Raw genomic sequence first — 17,885 nt, 5'->3', positions numbered from 1 at the left:
AGACCTGTTCCGCAGAAGGACTTTCAGCCATGAGCGACGACGCACAAACCCGAATCGACCAGCTGGTCAAATCCCACGACATCGTGTTGTTCATGAAAGGCAGCGCGAGTTTCCCCATGTGCGGCTTCTCCGGCCGCGCGATCCAGATCCTCAAGGCCTGCGGCGTCGAGCCGCGCACGCTGACCACCGTCAACGTGCTCGAAGACGACGGCATCCGCCAGGGCATCAAGGAATACAGCCAGTGGCCCACCATCCCGCAGCTGTACGTCAAGGGCGAGTTCATTGGCGGCTCGGACATCATGATGGAGATGTACCAGTCGGGCGAACTGCAACAGGTCATCAACGGCGAAGCCTGACCCCGTTTTTCTCCCTGCAGAGCCACCTTCGGGTGGCTTTGTGCTTTCTGCGCGGTGCGTACGGTTTCGCGTCTTTTCGCACGACGCCGATGGATCTTTCCATCTGCGGTCATTTCGTGTTGCTTTTTGGTTTGGCGCTCAGGCACGTCTTGTGCTTGAATGAAATCGTCGCAAACCCAAGGAGAACCGCATGAGCTCACGCAGCCTGGTCGCTTCAACCTCCCTCGGTCTGCCCATCGCCCAGATGCGCAGCGTGTTTTGCGCCGACGATGTCGAGCGCAAGCTGGCCCATCTGCAAGCCAGCGGCAACGAGCGCGACTACGAAAGTCTGCGCAATACCTGGCAACGCATGCTCGAACGGGGCCCTCAACGTTTCGCGGTCAAGCCCTCCGGCGTGCCCGACATGGCCTCGCTCTACGACCTGCTGCCCAACTTTGGTGATGTGCTCGACGACGTGAAGCGCCACGTCGCGCTCAGCCAGGACAGCCGCGACAGCCTGGAAGTCACGCCCATTCTGTTGCTCGGCCCGCCCGGTGTGGGCAAGACCCACTTCGCGCGCCAGCTCGCCGACCTGCTGGGCACCAGCATGAGCCTGGTGCCCATGAGTTCCATGACCGCGGGCTGGCTGCTCTCAGGCTCCTCGTCCCAATGGAAAGGCGCCAAGCCGGGCAAGGTGTTCGAGGCGCTGGTCGATGGCCAGTACGCCAACCCGGTGATCGTGATCGACGAGATCGACAAGGCCAGCGCCGATGCGCAGTACGACCCGCTGGGCGCGCTCTACAGCCTGCTCGAGCACGACACGGCGCAGAGCTTCGTCGACGAGTTCGCCGAGGTGCCGATCGATGCGAGCCAGGTGATCTGGGTCACCACCGCCAACGACGAACGCAGCATTCCCGAGCCGATCATGAACCGCATGAACGTCTACGAGATCGCAGCGCCCTCGCCCGGGGCTGCGCGCAAGATCGCGGCGCACCTCTACCGCGGCATCCTGGGCGAGCATGACTGGGGGCAACGTTTCGAGCCCGAACCGCCCGCCGATGTGCTCGACTTGCTGGCCGCACTGGCGCCCCGCGAGATGCGGCGCGCGCTGGTCACGGCCTTCGGCAATGCGCGGCTGGACAACCGCTACCGCATCGAACCCGATGACCTGCCGCGGGCAGGTGCCGGGAAGAGCCGCATCGGTTTCCTGCAGTAGCGCCGCGCGCCCCGCCGGCCCTCAAGCGTCGGCGTGGATCCAGTTTTTGGCGGCCGCGTAGACCGCGTTCGGGTACTCGGCCTTGCCACGGCTGCCGTTGTAACGGCCCAGCGCCAGAAAGGTGTCGCCGCGTTCGCGGTCGAGGTAGTGGCGCAGGATCACGCAACCAAAGCGCAGGTTGGTCTGCATGTTGAACAAGCGGCTCGGGTCGCCGTCACCAATCAGGCGCGACCAGAACGGCATGATCTGCATGTAGCCCCGCGCGCCCACGCGCGAGATGGCGAACTTGCGAAACGCGCTCTCGACCTGCACCAGGCCGAGCACCAGCGTGGTGTCCAGCCCCGCACGCCGGGTTTCGTACCAGATGGTCTGCAGGAATTCGATGCGCGTCTGCAGATCGGGCTTGCGCTTGTGCAAGCGGTCGCTGCTCGCACCCAGCCAGCGCAAATAGGCCAGGCGCTTCTGAAAATCGCCGAACTCGGGCACGGGCGGCGCGCTGTTGGCAATCGCCGCGCTCAGGGCGCCGCGCACCGAATCGGCCAACGGCTCTTCCAGTTGGCCCCCCGCATGCGCCATCGGGGGCCAACAGCCCAGCCCCAGCGTGCCTGCGGCCAGCAGGCAGTCGCGGCGCGACCAGGCCGTCGGCCTCATGCGCCGAGCTTGCCCTTCAGCAGGGCCAGCACTTCGCCCACCGCGACGGGCGTGGCGGCGGCATCGCGGCGGTGCTGGTACTCCACCTGCCCGGCCTTGAGGCCACGGTCGCCAATGGTCACGCGGTGCGGCACGCCGATCAGCTCCCAGTCGGCAAACATCGCACCCGGGCGCTCGCCCCGGTCGTCCAGGATCACGTCCACGCCGGCGGCCATCAGATCGGCATACAGCTGTTCGGCAGCGGCCTTCACCTCGGGACTGCGGTCCATGCCGATCGGACACACCACCACGGTGAACGGCGCGAGCGCGTCCGGCCAGATGATCCCGCGCTCGTCGTGGTTCTGCTCGATCGCCGCGGCCGGCAGGCGCGTGATGCCGATGCCGTAGCAGCCCATCTCCAGGAATTGCGGCTTGCCACCTTCGTCCAGGAAGGTCGCGTTCATCGCCTTGCTGTATTTGGTGCCCAACACGAAGATGTGACCAACTTCAATGCCGCGCTCGATCGCGAGCGTGCCCTTGCCGTCGGGCGAGGCATCGCCTTCGACGATGTTGCGCAGATCGGCCACCGCATCCGGCTCTGGCAGGTCGCGCCCCCAGTTCACGCCGGTCAAGTGGGCGTCCTCTTCGTTCGCGCCACAAATCCAGTCGGCCATCACCGCCACTTCGCGGTCGGCCACGATCTTCACGGGCTGCTTCAGGCCGACCGGGCCCAGATAACCCGGCTTGGTGCCAAAGTGCGCCAGGATTTCCGGCATGGTCGCAAAGCGGAAGCCGTTGTCCAGGCCGGGCACCTTCCCCGCCTTGACCTCATTCATGTCGTGGTCGCCACGCAGCAGCAGCAGCCAGACCTGGCTTTTGACGATTTCGCCGGCCTCGTTGAGTTCGTCCGTCGCCAGCACCAGCGACTTCACCGTGGTGGCCAGTGGCACTCCCAGAAACGCCGCCACGTCCGCACACGTGCTCTTGCCCGGCGTGGGCGTGTTCACCATCGGGTTGGACGCCCCCGGACGTGGGCCCGCGGGCGCCAGCGCCTCGGCCTTTTCGATGTTGGCCGCGTAGTCGCTGTTCGGGCAGTACACGATGGCGTCTTCGCCGGTCGCCGCGATCACCTGGAATTCCTCGCTCAAGTCACCGCCGATGGCACCGCTGTCGGCTGCCACGGCACGGTAGCGCAAGCCGAAGCGGTCGAAGATGCGGCGGTAGGCCACGGCCATCGCCTGGTAACTCGCCTTGGCGCCATCGAGGTCACGGTCGAAGCTGTACGCGTCCTTCATGATGAATTCGCGGCTGCGCATCACACCGAAGCGCGGCCGGCGCTCGTCGCGGAACTTCGTTTGAATGTGGTACAGGTTGCGCGGCAGTTGTTTGTAGCTGCGCAGCTCTTGCCGGGCGATGTCGGTCACCACCTCTTCGCTGGTCGGCTGGATGATGAAATCGCGCTCGTGCCGGTCTTTCACGCGCATGAGTTCCGGGCCCATCTTGTCCCAGCGCCCCGTCTCCTGCCAGAACTCGGCGGGCTGCACCACCGGCATCAGCAACTCCACCGCGCCCGCGCGGTTCATTTCCTGCCGAACGATCGCTTCGACCTTGCGAACCACGCGCAAACCCATCGGCATGTAGCTGTAGATGCCGGCGCCCAGCTTCTTGATCATGCCGGCGCGCGTCATGAGTTGGTGGCTGACGACTTCTGCGTCGGCCGGCGCTTCCTTGAGGGTGGAAATCAGGAACTGAGAGGCTTTCATGGGCGAGCTGGGTTCTGCCGTTGGGCAGGTGGAGAGAACGATGTTGGGACCCGGAGAACAGCGTATTCCAGATGCTGGAGTGCGCCTCCTGTGCCCAGGGGTGCAACAGGTGTGTGATCACTTCGCAACTCGCGCGGCGCGATGCATAATGAACACAGTTTAAAAATTTGGGGTTGATTATGCTTGACAGAGAAGGCTTCAGGCCCAATGTCGGCATCATTCTGCTCAACCAGCGAAACCAGGTGTTCTGGGGCAAACGCATCCGCTCGCACTCCTGGCAATTTCCGCAAGGTGGCATCGACAGGGGCGAGACACCTGAGCAGGCGATGTACCGCGAACTGCATGAGGAAGTGGGCCTCATGCCCGAACACGTGAGCATCGTGGCCCGCACGCGGGACTGGTTGCGTTACGAGGTGCCGGACCGCTTCATTCGCCGCGACGCGCGCGGCCACTACAAAGGTCAAAAACAGATCTGGTACCTGCTGCGTCTCGTGGCACACGACTGGAACCTGAACCTGCGCGCCACCAGCCATCCGGAGTTTGACGCCTGGCGCTGGCACGACTACTGGGTGCCGCTGGACGTCGTCGTGGAGTTCAAGCGTGGCGTCTACGAAATGGCGCTCACCGAGCTGGCCCGCTACCTGCCCAAGAACGATCACCGCAACCGCTATCTGCGTGGGGGCGCACGCCACCGCCATGACGAGGGTGCGGACGCACACTCGACACACACCGACAATCCGCGAGGTCTCGAACTGCCACCCGGCGCGAGCTTCGATCCCGATCCGCAACGCAGCACACACGCTGCGCAGCCCCAGCCCAAATGACCCTCGCCTTTTGCCGACTCCCGCGCCGCCTTCTCATCGTCAGCGCCACGATCTGTTCCCTCTGCCTGAGCTGGGGCACGCAGGCGCAAACCGAAGATCCGGACGCCGAAACCTGGACGGAAGCCCAGGTAAGTCCACCGGCAACATTCAGCGTCGACAAGCTGCAGACCTTCGACGTGGGTCAAGGCACTTCGTTGACCTACGGCATTGACCCCAACACCTTGACCGTGGGAGCAGACGGCGTGGTGCGGTACGTGCTTGTGGCGCGCAGCGGCAGCGGCGCTCTCAACGCCTTGTACCAAGGCCTGCGCTGCCAAACGGGGGAAGTCAAAACCTATGGGCGCTGGGACAACAAGGCCAGCTGGAACACGGATTCCAAGGACAGTTGGCAGAGACTCTCGTCCCGAGGATTCACCCAGCCGGCCATGGCGCTGGCCCGCGCGGGCATTTGCGACGGCCGAACCGTGAATGGCCATGCCCAGAACATCCTGCGCACGCTGAAGAACGGACGCCCCAAAGACATCCACTAGCGGAGCTAGGGTTCGTGGGGCTGCTTAAGCCCGCGCAAGCACCAGGTTGTCGCGGTGGATCATTTCGTGCTCGGCCACGTAGCCCAGCAGGCGCTCGAAGTCACCGGATGACCTGCGGCAAATGAGCCGGGCTTCGCTGCTCGCATAGTTGGCCAGGCCGCGCGCCACTTCGACGCCCCGCGCATCGCGCACCGCGATCACGTCGCCCCGGGAAAACTCGCCCTCGACACCGGTCATGCCGATGGGCAGCAGGCTCTTGCCCTCGCCCACGATCTTGCCCACCGCGCCGTCGTCCACCACCACAGCGCCGCGCAACTGCAAGTGGTCCGAAATCCAGCGCTTGCGGGCCTGGTTCTTCGGCGTCTGGGCCACCAGGCATGTGCCAATGGCCTCGCCTTCGGCGAGTCGCAGCAGCACGTCCGGCTCACGACCCCAGGCAATCACGGTCGACGCACCGGAACCCGCAGCACGCTTGGCGGCCAGGATCTTGGTGATCATGCCGCCCTTGCCAATGCCACTGCCCGCGCCGCCGGCCATGGCCTCCAGACGCGCATCCCCAGCACGTGCCGCCTGTACAAACTGCGCCGATGGGTCGCGCCGCGGATCGGCGGTGTAGAGGCCGCGCTGATCCGTGAGGATCACCAGCACGTCCGCCTCCACCAGATTGGCCACCAGCGCACCCAGCGTGTCGTTGTCACCGAATTTGATTTCGTCGTTGACCACGGTGTCGTTCTCGTTGATCACCGGCACCACACCCAACTGCAGCAAGGTCAGCAAGGTCGAGCGGGCGTTCAGGTAACGCTCGCGATCGGCCAGATCCGCGTGCGTCAACAGCACCTGGGCACTGCCCACCCCACAACCGCGGAGCTTGGTCTCGTACATCTGCACCAGGCCCATTTGCCCCACCGCGGCCGCAGCCTGGAGTTCGTTGATCTCCTTGGGTCGAACCTTCCAGCCGAGCCGCTTCATGCCCTCGGCCACCGCGCCGCTGCTGACCATGATGACCTCGCGCCCTTGTTGCACCAGGGCCGCCAGCTGTCGACTCCATTGCCCGATGGCCTCTTCGTCCAGGCCGCGCCCGTCGTTGGTCACGAGACTGGAGCCCACCTTGACCACAATGCGCCGCGCCGTCTTGAGCACAGCGACCGGGGTCGTGCCGGACATGTTCAACGATTCGTCAAGGTGCACGGTGTCCATGGAAAGTCTTGGGTCAGTGAATGTCGGGGTCACCTGCGAAGCGCGGATCCACGTCCACCGGTGCCTGCTGCGACTGGTGCACCTGCGCGATGTGCTGGTATATCTTCTGCACCAGAAATTCGCAGCCCTCGCGCGTGAGAGCGGATATCTCAAAGACAGGGCCTTTGTACTTCAAGCGCTTCACGATGTCCTTGACCCGAGCCTCGCGCTCGTCGGCCGGCACCATGTCGAGCTTGTTGAGCACCAGCCAACGCGGCTTGTCGTACAGTTTCTGATCAAACTTCTTGAGCTCGCCCACGATGGCCTTGGCCTGCGCCACGGGGTCGACACCGTCGTCAAACGGCGCCACATCCACCATGTGCAGCAACAAGCGGGTGCGCTGCAAGTGGCGCAGAAACTGGTGCCCCAAGCCCGCTCCCTCCGAGGCACCCTCGATCAATCCTGGCACGTCGGCCACGACAAAACTCTTCTCCGGTCCGACGCGGACCACACCGAGGTTGGGGTGCAGCGTGGTGAAGGGATAGTCAGCGATCTTGGGGCGCGCATTGGAAATGGCGGCAATCAGCGTCGACTTGCCGGCGTTGGGCATGCCCAGCAGCCCCACGTCGGCCAGCACCTTGAGTTCCAGCTTGAGCGTGCGGCTCTCACCCGGCCAGCCCGGTGTTTTCTGACGCGGCGCGCGATTGGTCGAGCTCTTGTAATGCATGTTGCCAAAGCCACCGTCGCCGCCCTTGGCGATGGTGATCTGCTGGCCAGGCTGCAGCAGCTCATGCAACACCTCGCCGGTTTCAGCGTCCGCGATGATGGTGCCCACCGGCATCTTGAGCACGATGTCGTCGCCCTTGACGCCAAACATGTCCGAGCCTTTGCCATGCTCACCGCGGCGAGCTTCGAAGCGACGGGTGAAGCGAAAGTCGACGAGGGTGTTCAGGCTGGCGTCCGCCACCGCAAAGACATGGCCTCCACGGCCGCCGTCACCGCCGTCTGGGCCGCCAAATTCCTTGTACTTCTCATGCCGGAACGACGCGCAGCCGTTGCCACCGTCGCCCGCGGCAACATCAATCGTGGCTTCGTCCACAAATTTCATGGCGTTTCTTCCAGCAAAAGTTTCAACAAAGAATAGCCAAACAAAAAGCCCGCACAGGCGGGCCTTCTGCATTCAAACACCACTCTGGCTCATTGCGCCGCATGGATTCTTCGATCCAGCAGCAATGAGCCCCCGTTCAGACGGGCGTGATGCTGATGGTGTGACGGTTCAGTGAGCCTTTGACAGCGAACGTCACGTGACCATCGACCGTTGCAAAAATGGTGTGGTCCTTGCCCACGCCCACGTTCAAACCGGGGTGAAACTTGGTGCCGCGTTGGCGAACGATGATCGAGCCTGCGCTGACCAACTCGCCGCCAAACGCCTTCACGCCGAGCATCTTGGGCTTGGAATCGCGCCCGTTTCGCGTTGAGCCGCCGCCTTTTTTCTGTGCCATGCTGACCTACTCCTCAGGCTGCGATCGAAGCGATCTGCAGTTCGGTGAAATTTTGACGATGCCCTTGGCGCTTCTGGTAGTGCTTGCGACGGCGCATCTTGAAGATGCTGACCTTGTCGTGCCTGCCATGGGCCAACACCGTGACCGTGACCGTTGCGCCGGAAACCAAGGGAGTGCCTACCTTGATTTCGGTGCCGTTGCCGACAGCCAGAACCTGGTCAAACACGATCTCTTGGCCCACATCCGCAGCAATCTGTTCTACTTTAATTTTTTCGCCAGCAGCAACACGATACTGTTTGCCACCGGTTTTTATGACCGCGTACATATGAACCTCTTGAAAAAATTCCACGAATGGAAGCCCGGAGGACGAAATTCCGCCGAGCCCGCGAGTGTAGCATGCGCCACCAATGGCAGCAAGTCAGCAACCGCAGGCCTCCCCTTCCGTTGTCAGCCCCGTCTTCACGCCTTTCTATAATCGCAACCCTTCGACCCGAGACGCGCGAACGCCCCCACCATCTTGACCACCTCCACTGTTCAAACTATCAGCCCCCTGGAGCTGATCCAGTCCGATATGTTGCGGGTGGACCAAGTCATCAGCGAGCGCCTGACCACCGAAGTGCCGTTGGTGCGAGAAGTCGCCCAATACATCATTTCAGCCGGAGGCAAGCGCCTGCGCCCGGCCCTGCTGCTCCTGGTCAGCGGCGCGATTCGCAACGACGACCCCAAGCGCTACACGCTTGCCGCGGTGGTCGAGTTCATCCACACAGCCACGTTGCTCCACGACGATGTGGTGGACGAATCCACGCTGCGCCGCGGACGAGCCACCGCCAACGAGCGCTTTGGCAACGCTGCCAGCGTGCTCGTCGGCGATTTCCTTTACTCACGGGCGTTCCAGATGATGGTGGACATCAACGACATGCGCGTGATGCAGATTCTGTCGGACGCCACCAACGTGATCGCGGAAGGCGAAGTGCTGCAGTTGATGAACATGCGCGACGCGTCTCTTGATGAAGCTGCGTACCTGCGTGTCATTCGTTCAAAGACCGCCAAGCTGTTCGAAGCCAGTGCGCGGCTGGCGCCGATCTTGGCCGGAATGGATGCACAGACCGAGGCGCTTTGCGCCGAGTACGGACAAGCCCTGGGCACCGCCTTTCAGGTGATTGACGACGTGCTGGACTACGAAGGCAGCGCGGACGAATTGGGCAAAAACCTCGGAGATGATCTGCGGGAAGGCAAGGTCACATTGCCCATCATTTGCGCCTTGCGCAGCGGCACCGAGTCACAGAAGACACTGATTCGACAAGCGATCGAGCAGGGAGATCTTGCACACCTGGATGCGATCCGGGACATCATTCTCCAAACAGGCGCCCTCGACGCGGCCAGAGCCAGCGCCCATGCCGAAGCCCAGCGCGCCATTGATGCAGCGAGGCAGTTGCCTGTGAATGCCTATAGCGAGGCTTTGCTACAATTGGCGGCTGGCCTGCTTGAGCGGCGATCTTAGGCGGGCGGGGCGGTTCTCAACCGCCATTTGGTCGACCCAATCGGTCCATCGGGGTGTAGCTTAGCCTGGTAGAGCGCTACGTTCGGGACGTAGAGGCCGGAGGTTCGAATCCTCTCACCCCGACCAAGTTTCTGTATCGCGGCGCACGTTCAATGTTCGCGTAGTGCCGATCAACCGCGATTTCGCACCGCCGATACGACCGCATCCGGTTGAGCCGGCATTTTCGATACGAATTGCCTCAATTGCGAAGGGCAAGTTCTTGATTTACGATAGATTACAGGCCTATGGCGTCTATCGAAACAGCCTCACCAGACACTCCATCCATGGCCTTGCCCGGGCTGGGCCGCGCGCTGGTGTCGGCAGGAAAATTGGGCCAGAAGGCCGCTGAGGATCTCTACCGCAAAGCGCAAAGTGGCCGCACCAGTTTCATCGCGGAACTGACCGGCTCAGGCGCAGTTTCCCCTTCGGATCTCGCTCACACGATGTCCGTGGCGTTTGCGGCACCTTTGCTGGATCTGGACGCCATCGACGTTCAACGCCTTCCTCATGGTCTGCTCGACCCCAAGATCTGCGCCGACTACCGCATCGTCGTCCTGAGCAAGCGCAACAACCGGTTGATGGTTGCCACCGCGGATCCGGCAGACCAACAAGCCGCGGAAAAAATCAAGTTCGCGACCCAAATGGGCGTCGACTGGGTGATTGCCGAGTACGACAAGCTCAGCAAACTGGTGGAAACACAAACCACCAGCGTCAACGACACGATGGACAACATCATCGGTGGCGACTTCGAATTTGATGAGGTGGCTGCCGAGACGACGGTCAATGACGCGAACGACAAGGCCTCCGAAGTCGACGACGCGCCAGTGGTGAAGTTCCTTCATAAGATGTTGATCGATGCGTTCAACATGCGCGCATCGGACTTGCACTTTGAGCCCTACGAGCACAACTACCGCGTCCGCTTTCGCGTTGATGGCGAACTGCGTGAAATTGCATCGCCGCCGATCGCGATCAAGGACAAGCTGGCGTCCCGCATCAAGGTGATCTCGCGCATGGATATCTCCGAGAAGCGCGTACCCCAAGATGGGCGGATGAAGCTCAAGATCGGTCCTGATCGGGTGATCGATTTCCGGGTCAGCACCTTGCCAACCCTGTTTGGTGAAAAGATCGTGATCCGGATCCTGGACCCGAGCAGCGCCAAAGTCGGCATTGACGCCTTAGGCTACGAGCCTGAGGAAAAGGAGCGGCTGATGAGTGCCATCGGCCGGCCGTATGGCATGGTGCTGGTGACGGGTCCCACAGGCTCTGGCAAAACCGTGTCGCTTTACACCTGCCTGAACATTCTGAACAAGCCAGGCATCAACATCTCGACAGCGGAAGACCCTTCTGAAATCAACTTGCCCGGGGTCAACCAAGTCAACGTCAACGAAAAAGCAGGGCTGACTTTCGCCGCTGCCTTGAAGGCATTCCTGCGCCAGGATCCAGACGTGATCATGGTGGGTGAGATTCGCGATCTTGAAACTGCGGACATCTCGATCAAGGCCGCGCAAACCGGCCACATGGTGCTGTCGACCCTTCACACGAACGACGCGCCCACCACACTGACACGCATGATGAACATGGGCATCCCCACGTTCAATATTGCATCCAGCGTGATTCTGATCACCGCACAACGCCTGGCGCGGCGCCTGTGCGCCACATGCAAGGCACCCCTCGATGTGCCACGCAAGGCCTTGGTGGATGCGGGCTTCAAAGCCGAGGATCTCGATGGCACCTGGACGCCCTACAAACCCGTGGGTTGCTCAGCGTGCAACAACGGCTACAAAGGCCGCGTCGGCATCTACCAGGTGATGCCCATTTCAGAAGAAATCCAGCGCATCATCCTGCGCGGAGGAAGTGCGCTGGATATTGCCCAGCAAGCTGGCAAGGAGGGGGTTCGCACGCTGCGCGAGTCGGGTCTTCTCAAGGTCAAGCTGGGCATGACCTCGCTGGAAGAAGTGCTCAGTGTGACCAACGAATGATGCAGTCGCGGCAAGAACAGCTTTAGAGGACACCATGGCAACCGCAGTATCCAAGAACGTCAAGGACTTCGTATTCGAGTGGGAAGGCAAGGACCGCAATGGCAAGCCCGTTCGCGGAGAAACCCGAGCTGGCGGAGAAAACCAGGTGCAAGCGGCACTGCGACGGCAAGGCATTGTGCCCAGCAAGATCAAAAAGCGCCGCATGAGTTCGGGCAAGCGGATCAAACCCAAGGACATCGCTATCTTCACGCGCCAGCTGGCCACGATGATGAAAGCCGGTGTTCCGTTGTTGCAGGCCTTCGACATCGTGGGCCGAGGCAATCCGAACCCGAACGTGACCAAGTTGCTCAATGACATCCGCACCGATGTGGAGACGGGCACATCACTGAGCGCGGCATTCCGCCGGCACCCTCTGTACTTTGACAGCCTCTACTGCAACCTGGTGGAAGCGGGCGAGGCCGCCGGTATTCTCGAAGAGTTGCTGGACCGTCTGGCCACCTACATGGAGAAGACCGAGGCACTCAAATCCAAGATCAAGTCGGCCTTGATGTACCCCATCGCCGTGATCGTCGTGGCCTTTGTGGTCGTGGCTGTGATCATGATTTTCGTGATCCCCTCGTTCAAGGAAGTCTTTACCTCCTTCGGCGCCGACCTCCCGGCCCCAACGCTGTTCGTGATCGCGATGAGCGAGTTCTTCACCGAGTACTGGTGGTTGATCTTTGGCGGTATTGGCGGCGGGCTTTATTTCTTCATGCAGGCGTGGAAGCGCAACGAGAAGGTACAACAGTTCATGGACCGGCTGCTGCTCAAGCTGCCCATCTTTGGTGTGCTGATCGAAAAGTCGGTCATTGCGCGTTGGACCCGCACCCTGGCCACCATGTTCGCCGCGGGCGTTCCGTTGGTTGAAGCGCTCGACTCGGTCGGCGGCGCATCGGGCAATTCGGTCTACGCCATCGCGACGGAAAAGATTCAGCAGGAGGTGTCCACCGGCACCAGTCTGACCAACGCGATGACGAACGCCAACGTCTTCCCGTCCATGGTGCTGCAGATGTGCGCGATCGGCGAGGAGTCGGGCTCGATCGACCACATGCTGGGCAAGGCCGCCGACTTCTACGAAGCCGAGGTCGACGACATGGTGGCGGGCATCTCCAGTCTGATGGAGCCCATCATCATCGTGGTGTTGGGCACGGTCATCGGCGGCATCGTGGTGTCGATGTACCTCCCCATCTTCAAGCTGGGCCAGGTGGTTTGATGCTCGAGGCGGGCGCGCCGGGAGCGGCGCTGCTGGGCTTGCTCGGCTTGATGGTGGGCAGCTTTCTCAATGTGGTGATTCATCGGCTGCCCAAGATGATGGAATTGCGCTGGGAGGCCGAATGTGCCGAGCTTCAGGCCTCGGATGAAACACCGGCGTCAACGTCGTCCGAACCGGAAACATTCAATCTGATGCTTCCCCGCTCGCGCTGCCCGCACTGCGGGCATCAGATTCGTTGGTTCGAAAATATCCCCGTGTTCAGCTACCTCGCCTTGCGGGGCAAGTGCAGCCAGTGCTCGGCGCCCATCAGCCGGCGCTACCCCGCCGTGGAACTGGCTACCGCGGCGCTGTTCGCTTGGTGCGGCTGGCACTTCGGCCTGGGATGGGAGGCTTTGGCGTGGTGCGGTTTCTCGGCTGCGGTCCTGGCGTTGGCCGGCATCGACTGGGACACGACCCTCTTGCCCGATGACATCACGCTGCCCTTGCTCTGGGCCGGATTGTGTGCCGCAGGCCTTCGCATCACGGACACCCTTCTGCCCGACGCCTTGTGGGGCGCGGTGGCGGGCTACGTGTCGCTGTGGCTGGTCTACTGGGCCTTCAAGATCGTGACGGGCAAGGAGGGCATGGGCTACGGCGACTTCAAGCTCTTCGCGGCCTTCGGGGCCTGGTTTGGCTGGCAAGCCCTGATTCCGGTGATCCTGATGGCGTCCTTGATCGGCGCGGTGATCGGCATTGCGATCAAACTGAAGGGCCATCTGCGCGAGGGCGGCTATGTGCCCTTTGGCCCGTTCCTGGCGCTGGCGGGCCTGACGTCGATGGTGTTTGGGCCATCCGCCATCCTGGCGGCCATCGGCCTGTGAACCCGCCCACCAACCGCACCGCGTTCCGCCTGGGACTCACCGGCGGGATCGGCAGCGGCAAAAGCACGCTGGCGCACCTGCTGCAAGCACAAGGCGCGGATGTGATCGACGCCGATGCCATCTCCCGCCGCAGCACGGAAGCGGGTGGCAGCGCAATGCCGGCCATTGCGCAGACGTTCGGAGCCGACTTCATTGCGGCCGACGGCGCACTCGACAGACAGCGCATGCGCGATCACGTTTTCGCCGTGCCGCAAGCGCGCCAGACGCTGGAGCGCATCGTGCACCCGCTGGTGGGGGCCGAAATTCGGCGTCAGGCCATGGCATCACGGTCGGCTTGCCTGGTGTTCGACGTGCCTTTGCTGGTCGAGTCGCCACGATGGCGCCCTCAGCTCGATCGCGTGGTGGTGGTCGACTGCACGCCAGCCACGCAGGTGCGCCGCGTCCAGACGCGCAATGGCTGGGAGGTCGCGGCGATCGAATCGGTGATGCGCAGCCAGAGCCCGCGCATCGCGCGACTGTCCGCCGCCGACCTGGTGGTCTTCAACGATGAGGACGATCTCGGCCTCCTGGAGCAGGCCGCCAGCGCGCTGGCAAAGCAGTTCGGGCTATGATGAAGACATCCCCCGCCGCCCTGCCCTGCGATCTGCCGCTGCCGTGATCCTGTACGACTACCCACTCAACGAACGCATTCGCACGTACCTGAGGCTTGAACAGCTGTTCCGCCGCATGGTGGAACTGGTGCCGCGCAGCCATCCGCTGGACCACCACTACGCCATCCAGACGATCTTCGAGATCATGGATGTGGCGGCGCGGGCCGACATGAAGTCGGACGTGCTCAAGGACCTGGATCGGCACAAGCAGCAACTCATCGGCTACCGCGGCAACCCCATGATTGCCGAGCAGGCGCTCGAAGATGTCATTCAAAAACTGGACGGTTGCTTCACCCAACTCAACGAAATGACCGGCAAGACCGGCCAGGCGCTGACCGAGAACGACTGGTTGATGAGCATCCGCAGCCGCATCGGCATTCCCGGCGGCACCTGCGAATTCGACCTGCCTGCGTACTACCACTGGCAACACCACGGTGCCGAGGAACGCCGCGCGGACCTGCACCGCTGGTCGATGCCGCTGGCACCGCTGGCCGAGTCCATCGTGCAATTGCTCAAGATGCTGCGCGAATCGGGTTCGCCGCAAAAAGTGGTGGCGCCGGGTGGGCAGTTCCAGCTGACCTTGCCCCAGGGCCGCACCTTTCATTTGCTGCGCCTTCGCATCGACCCGTCGACGGGCCTCATCCCCGAGATCAGCGGCAACCGGTTGATGTTGTCGGTTCGCCTGATGCGCCACGGTGAAGACGACCGGCTGCACCCCGCGCAGGAAGATGCCGCATTCGAACTGACGCTCTGCGCTTGAGGAGGTCGGACGTGAGCGACAGCGCCGCCAGCACACCCGTCAGAACGGTCCGCTGCCCCCAATGTGGCGGGCCGAGCGTTTATGCGCCCAGCAATGTGTACCGCCCGTTCTGCAGCGAACGCTGCAAGCAGATGGATCTGGGCGCCTGGGCGAACGAGGAGTTCAGCCTGCCGGAAAAAGAAGGCCAGAGCGATCCCGGCTTCGAGCAGAGCTGAGGTCGCAGCCTATCTCGTGCGACCGGCGGTCTGCTCGGCCGCCAGCCATTCCAGCACCGGCACGGTTCCGGCCAGCACCGGGGCGCATGCTACCGGCAGGGTGTGCCAGCCAAACTGCTGCCCTTCGCGCATGTGCATCTCACCCGTCCAGTCGCGCACCTTGCAGAAGTGCAACCGCACCAGGCCATGCGGGTAGTCCACGAGCGACACCTTCCAGATCGGCGCCGCACCGATCGTGACGCCGATTTCCTCTTGCAGCTCGCGCCGCAGCGCTTGCTCGACGGTTTCTCCCGCCTCCAGCTTGCCGCCTGGAAACTCCCAGTAGCCGGCATACACCTTGCCCGGCGGACGCGAGGTCAGGAGGAAGGCGCCATCAGGGTTGATGAGCACGCCAACCGCCACATCGACAACCGGCCGATCCGTGGGACGGGGCGCGTCCTCGTCGGCATCGACGACCAATACGGCGGACGCGCTCATGCTGGCTTGGCGTGGGTGCCCGCGTAGTCACGGGCAAACTGGTAGGCCACGCGGCCACTGCGCGAACCCCGCTCCAGCGCCCAGACCAGGGCCTGCGGCCGTGCATTCTCGATGTCTGGCACTGGCACACCCAACGCAGACAGCCATTGCGCCACGATCGTGAGGTACTCGTCCTGACTGAAGGGGTAGAAGCTCACCCAAAGACCGAAGCGCTCCGAGAGCGAGATTTTTTCCTCGATCACTTCACCGGGATGCACTTCGCCGTCTGCGGTGTGCGTGTAGGTGAGGTTTTCCTTCATGTACTCGGGCAACAGATGGCGGCGGTTGCTGGTGGCGTAGATCAGCACGTTCGGGCTCGCGGCCGACACCGAACCATCCAGGATCGATTTGAGCGCCTTGTAGCCCGGCTCTCCGTCTTCGAAGCTGAGGTCATCGCAGAAGACGATGAAGCGCTCGGGCCGATCGGCGACCACCTCCACGATGTCGGGCAGATCGACCAGATCGGACTTGTCCACCTCGATCAGGCGCAAACCCTGCGGCGCGTATTCGTTGAGACAGGCCCGCACCAGTGAGGACTTCCCGGTGCCGCGCGCGCCCGTCAACAGCACGTTGTTGGCCGGCAGCCCTTGAACAAACTGCAGCGTATTGCGCTGAATCTTTTCCTTCTGCCCATCGATCTCCTGCAAGTCACCCAGGCGCATGGCGCCCACGTGGCGCACAGGCTCCAGCGCGCCATGGCCACTGCTGCGCTTGCGGTAGCGCCAGGCCACCGCCGTGGACCAGTCCGGTGCGGACATGGGTTGTGGCAGCACCGCTTCAATGCGATCGATGAGTTGCTCGGCGCGTTGCAGCAGCCGTTCGAAGTGCTCGTTCATGTCAAGCGCTCAAGAGCGGTAGTCGGCGTTGATGGTCACGTACTCGTGGCTGAAGTCGCAGGTCCACACGGTTTCGGTAGCGGTGCCGCGGCCCAGACCGATGCGCACCAGGATTTCCGCCTGCTTCATCACGCGCTGACCGTCTTCTTCGCGGTACTCGGGGTGCCGACCGCCCGCGCTGACCACATGCACATCGCCCAGGTGCAGGTCGATGGTGTTCACATCAAGGTCATCGATGCCCGCATAACCGACGGCCGCGAGGATGCGACCCAGGTTGGGATCGCTGGCGAAGAACGCGGTCTTCACCAGCGGCGAGTGCGCGACGGCATAAGCAGCCTGCAAGCACTCGGCCGCCGTGCGCCCACCTTCGACCTGGATGGTGATGAACTTGGTGGCGCCTTCGCCGTCGCGCACGATGGCGTGCGCGAGTTGCCTTGCCACCGTCGTGAGCGCGGTCAGCAGCACACGACCCGCTTGGCTGTCCAGATCGGTGATGGGCGCGTTGCCCGCACGACCTGTGGCCACCACCACGAAGGAGTCGTTGGTGCTGGTGTCGCCGTCCACCGTCACGCGGTTGAACGACGCATCGGCCAGTCGGCGCGCCAGCGCATTCATCAATGCCGGCGCCACCGCAGCGTCGGTGGCGAGAAAGCCCAGCATGGTCGCCATGTTGGGTCGGATCATCCCCGCGCCTTTGGCGATGCCGGTGGCGCTGATGGCGCGCCCGTCAAGCTCGAAGCGCTGGCTGCAGGCCTTGGGCAGCGTGTCGGTGGTCATGATGCCTTCGGCGGCCGACAGCCATTGTTCGCCGCTCGCGGTCTGCAACTGCGCCGCGTTGGCCAGCGCCTGCGGCAAACCCGCGAGCAACCGGTCCAGTGGCAGCGGCTCCATGATCACGCCGGTGGAGAATGGCAGCACCTGTTCGTGGTGCAGTTCCAGCGACCGGGCCAGCGCGGTGCAAGTCTGGCGCGCGTTGGCAAGGCCGGGTTCGCCGGTGCCGGCATTGGCGTTGCCGGTGTTGATCACCAGGGCACGGATCGACTGCCCCGAGGCGAGGTGGTCACGGCACACCTGCACGGGCGCGGCGGCGTAACGGTTCTGCGTGAACACCGCACCCACGGCGCAATGGTCGTCCAGCAGAAACACCGTGAGGTCCTTGCGGTTCGCCTTGCGAATGCCCGCCTGCACCACACCGATGCGCACGCCTGCGATCGGCAACAGTTCAGAGGCCAGAGGAGCGTTGAGTTGAACAGGCATGTGAACTCCGTGAATGATGATGCCTGACGGCGGCGCGGCAGCGG

At 63.0% G+C, this 17,885-nt stretch carries 20 protein-coding genes and 1 tRNA gene; 12 read left to right on the top strand and 9 right to left on the bottom strand.

Translation table 11 applies throughout. The features are described from left to right. Positions 1 to 29 precede the first annotated feature (29 nt). Complete coding sequence (grxD, locus tag FFS09_RS05555; RefSeq protein ID WP_137917862.1) at positions 30 to 356, top strand: Grx4 family monothiol glutaredoxin; 327 nt, start codon at positions 30 to 32, stop codon at positions 354 to 356. A 190-nt stretch (positions 357 to 546) separates the two neighbouring features. Beyond that, positions 547 to 1,551, top strand: coding sequence for an AAA family ATPase (locus tag FFS09_RS05550; RefSeq protein ID WP_137917861.1), 1,005 nt, complete (start codon positions 547 to 549; stop codon positions 1,549 to 1,551). A gap of 21 nt (positions 1,552 to 1,572) precedes the next feature. Here the strand turns inward: FFS09_RS05550 and FFS09_RS05545 are convergent, their stop codons facing one another. Together FFS09_RS05545 and FFS09_RS05540 are read right to left on the bottom strand one after the other, a co-directional pair. Next, entirely contained in the window at positions 1,573 to 2,202 is a 630-nt protein-coding gene (locus tag FFS09_RS05545; RefSeq protein ID WP_137917860.1) for a lytic transglycosylase domain-containing protein, read from the bottom strand. Continuing rightward, positions 2,199 to 3,944 (bottom strand): proline--tRNA ligase, encoded by a 1,746-nt coding sequence (locus FFS09_RS05540; protein ID WP_137917859.1) that lies wholly within the window; start codon positions 3,942 to 3,944, stop codon positions 2,199 to 2,201. The genes FFS09_RS05545 and FFS09_RS05540 overlap by 4 nt, the downstream gene beginning before the upstream one ends. Before the next feature lie 179 nt (positions 3,945 to 4,123). Here FFS09_RS05540 and FFS09_RS05535 point away from each other — a divergent pair, with 179 nt between their 5' ends. Together FFS09_RS05535 and FFS09_RS05530 are read left to right on the top strand one after the other, a co-directional pair. Continuing rightward, a complete protein-coding gene (locus FFS09_RS05535) occupies positions 4,124 to 4,768 on the top strand; it encodes an RNA pyrophosphohydrolase (protein ID WP_137917858.1) in 645 nt (214 codons plus the stop codon). After that, positions 4,765 to 5,298: a CNP1-like family protein gene (locus FFS09_RS05530; RefSeq protein WP_137917857.1), complete on the top strand. Its 534-nt coding sequence runs from the start codon at positions 4,765 to 4,767 to the stop codon at positions 5,296 to 5,298. The genes FFS09_RS05535 and FFS09_RS05530 overlap by 4 nt, the downstream gene beginning before the upstream one ends. A gap of 24 nt (positions 5,299 to 5,322) precedes the next feature. Here FFS09_RS05530 and proB read toward each other — a convergent pair whose 3' ends face one another. The 4 genes from proB to rplU form a co-directional block, all read right to left on the bottom strand. Then, a complete protein-coding gene (gene proB, locus FFS09_RS05525) occupies positions 5,323 to 6,462 on the bottom strand; it encodes a glutamate 5-kinase (protein ID WP_137917939.1) in 1,140 nt (379 codons plus the stop codon). 46 nt (positions 6,463 to 6,508) lie between these two features. Further along, complete coding sequence (gene cgtA, locus FFS09_RS05520) at positions 6,509 to 7,582, bottom strand: Obg family GTPase CgtA (RefSeq protein ID WP_137917856.1); 1,074 nt, start codon at positions 7,580 to 7,582, stop codon at positions 6,509 to 6,511. Positions 7,583 to 7,718: 136 nt separating this feature from the next. After that, positions 7,719 to 7,976: a 50S ribosomal protein L27 gene (rpmA, locus tag FFS09_RS05515; RefSeq protein WP_137917855.1), complete on the bottom strand. Its 258-nt coding sequence runs from the start codon at positions 7,974 to 7,976 to the stop codon at positions 7,719 to 7,721. 13 nt (positions 7,977 to 7,989) lie between these two features. After that, positions 7,990 to 8,301, bottom strand: coding sequence for a 50S ribosomal protein L21 (rplU, locus tag FFS09_RS05510; protein WP_137917938.1), 312 nt, complete (start codon positions 8,299 to 8,301; stop codon positions 7,990 to 7,992). 246 nt (positions 8,302 to 8,547) lie between these two features. Between rplU and FFS09_RS05505 the strand changes: the two genes are divergently transcribed. The 8 genes from FFS09_RS05505 (at position 8,548) to FFS09_RS05470 (ending at position 15,232) form a co-directional block, all read left to right on the top strand. Then, entirely contained in the window at positions 8,548 to 9,477 is a 930-nt protein-coding gene (locus tag FFS09_RS05505) for a polyprenyl synthetase family protein (RefSeq protein WP_137917937.1), read from the top strand. A gap of 49 nt (positions 9,478 to 9,526) precedes the next feature. Then, positions 9,527 to 9,603, top strand: a tRNA-Pro gene (locus tag FFS09_RS05500). 197 nt (positions 9,604 to 9,800) lie between these two features. Next, on the top strand, positions 9,801 to 11,495 hold the full coding sequence (pilB, locus tag FFS09_RS05495; RefSeq protein ID WP_502703719.1) for a type IV-A pilus assembly ATPase PilB: 1,695 nt from the start codon (positions 9,801 to 9,803) through the stop codon (positions 11,493 to 11,495). Positions 11,496 to 11,529: 34 nt separating this feature from the next. Next, positions 11,530 to 12,747, top strand: coding sequence for a type II secretion system F family protein (locus FFS09_RS05490; RefSeq protein WP_137917853.1), 1,218 nt, complete (start codon positions 11,530 to 11,532; stop codon positions 12,745 to 12,747). Next, positions 12,747 to 13,607: a prepilin peptidase gene (locus FFS09_RS05485; protein WP_137917852.1), complete on the top strand. Its 861-nt coding sequence runs from the start codon at positions 12,747 to 12,749 to the stop codon at positions 13,605 to 13,607. Before FFS09_RS05490 ends, FFS09_RS05485 begins: the two co-directional genes overlap by 1 nt. After that, positions 13,604 to 14,218, top strand: a complete 615-nt coding sequence (gene coaE / locus FFS09_RS05480) for a dephospho-CoA kinase (RefSeq protein WP_137917851.1) — start codon at positions 13,604 to 13,606, stop codon at positions 14,216 to 14,218. Before FFS09_RS05485 ends, coaE begins: the two co-directional genes overlap by 4 nt. A gap of 43 nt (positions 14,219 to 14,261) precedes the next feature. Beyond that, entirely contained in the window at positions 14,262 to 15,017 is a 756-nt protein-coding gene (gene zapD / locus FFS09_RS05475) for a cell division protein ZapD (RefSeq protein WP_137917850.1), read from the top strand. Positions 15,018 to 15,028: 11 nt separating this feature from the next. Further along, positions 15,029 to 15,232: a DNA gyrase inhibitor YacG gene (locus FFS09_RS05470; protein WP_137917849.1), complete on the top strand. Its 204-nt coding sequence runs from the start codon at positions 15,029 to 15,031 to the stop codon at positions 15,230 to 15,232. A 9-nt stretch (positions 15,233 to 15,241) separates the two neighbouring features. Here the strand turns inward: FFS09_RS05470 and FFS09_RS05465 are convergent, their stop codons facing one another. The 3 genes from FFS09_RS05465 to argJ are packed head-to-tail and all read right to left on the bottom strand — an operon-like array spanning position 15,242 to position 17,841. After that, positions 15,242 to 15,709 carry an NUDIX domain-containing protein gene (locus FFS09_RS05465; protein ID WP_137917848.1) on the bottom strand — a complete coding sequence of 156 codons (468 nt, stop codon included), beginning with the start codon at positions 15,707 to 15,709 and terminating at the stop codon, positions 15,242 to 15,244. Then, complete coding sequence (locus FFS09_RS05460) at positions 15,706 to 16,584, bottom strand: ATP-binding protein (protein ID WP_137917847.1); 879 nt, start codon at positions 16,582 to 16,584, stop codon at positions 15,706 to 15,708. The genes FFS09_RS05465 and FFS09_RS05460 overlap by 4 nt, the downstream gene beginning before the upstream one ends. Positions 16,585 to 16,593: 9 nt before the next feature. Next, a complete protein-coding gene (gene argJ, locus FFS09_RS05455; protein ID WP_137917846.1) occupies positions 16,594 to 17,841 on the bottom strand; it encodes a bifunctional glutamate N-acetyltransferase/amino-acid acetyltransferase ArgJ in 1,248 nt (415 codons plus the stop codon). Positions 17,842 to 17,885 lie beyond the last annotated feature (44 nt).

This window comes from Hydrogenophaga sp. 2FB (assembly GCF_005503365.1).
GTDB lineage: Bacteria > Pseudomonadota > Gammaproteobacteria > Burkholderiales > Burkholderiaceae_C > Hydrogenophaga.
This window is presented reverse-complemented; position numbering and strand designations above follow the sequence as displayed.

Excerpts from the sequence above, each read along its gene's own strand:
- grxD (WP_137917862.1), top strand. The coding sequence starts at position 30 with ATGAGCGACGACGCACAAACCCGAATCGACCAGCTGGTCAAATCCCAC.
- FFS09_RS05550 (WP_137917861.1), top strand. The coding sequence starts at position 547 with ATGAGCTCACGCAGCCTGGTCGCTTCAACCTCCCTCGGTCTGCCCATC.
- FFS09_RS05545 (WP_137917860.1), bottom strand. The coding sequence starts at position 2,202 with ATGAGGCCGACGGCCTGGTCGCGCCGCGACTGCCTGCTGGCCGCAGGC.
- FFS09_RS05540 (WP_137917859.1), bottom strand. The coding sequence starts at position 3,944 with ATGAAAGCCTCTCAGTTCCTGATTTCCACCCTCAAGGAAGCGCCGGCC.
- FFS09_RS05535 (WP_137917858.1), top strand. The coding sequence starts at position 4,124 with ATGCTTGACAGAGAAGGCTTCAGGCCCAATGTCGGCATCATTCTGCTC.
- FFS09_RS05530 (WP_137917857.1), top strand. The coding sequence starts at position 4,765 with ATGACCCTCGCCTTTTGCCGACTCCCGCGCCGCCTTCTCATCGTCAGC.
- proB (WP_137917939.1), bottom strand. The coding sequence starts at position 6,462 with ATGTCCGGCACGACCCCGGTCGCTGTGCTCAAGACGGCGCGGCGCATT.
- cgtA (WP_137917856.1), bottom strand. The coding sequence starts at position 7,582 with ATGAAATTTGTGGACGAAGCCACGATTGATGTTGCCGCGGGCGACGGT.
- rpmA (WP_137917855.1), bottom strand. The coding sequence starts at position 7,976 with ATGGCACAGAAAAAAGGCGGCGGCTCAACGCGAAACGGGCGCGATTCC.
- rplU (WP_137917938.1), bottom strand. The coding sequence starts at position 8,301 with ATGTACGCGGTCATAAAAACCGGTGGCAAACAGTATCGTGTTGCTGCT.
- FFS09_RS05505 (WP_137917937.1), top strand. The coding sequence starts at position 8,548 with ATGTTGCGGGTGGACCAAGTCATCAGCGAGCGCCTGACCACCGAAGTG.
- pilB (WP_502703719.1), top strand. The coding sequence starts at position 9,801 with ATGGCCTTGCCCGGGCTGGGCCGCGCGCTGGTGTCGGCAGGAAAATTG.
- FFS09_RS05490 (WP_137917853.1), top strand. The coding sequence starts at position 11,530 with ATGGCAACCGCAGTATCCAAGAACGTCAAGGACTTCGTATTCGAGTGG.
- FFS09_RS05485 (WP_137917852.1), top strand. The coding sequence starts at position 12,747 with ATGCTCGAGGCGGGCGCGCCGGGAGCGGCGCTGCTGGGCTTGCTCGGC.
- FFS09_RS05465 (WP_137917848.1), bottom strand. The coding sequence starts at position 15,709 with ATGAGCGCGTCCGCCGTATTGGTCGTCGATGCCGACGAGGACGCGCCC.
- FFS09_RS05460 (WP_137917847.1), bottom strand. The coding sequence starts at position 16,584 with ATGAACGAGCACTTCGAACGGCTGCTGCAACGCGCCGAGCAACTCATC.
- argJ (WP_137917846.1), bottom strand. The coding sequence starts at position 17,841 with ATGCCTGTTCAACTCAACGCTCCTCTGGCCTCTGAACTGTTGCCGATC.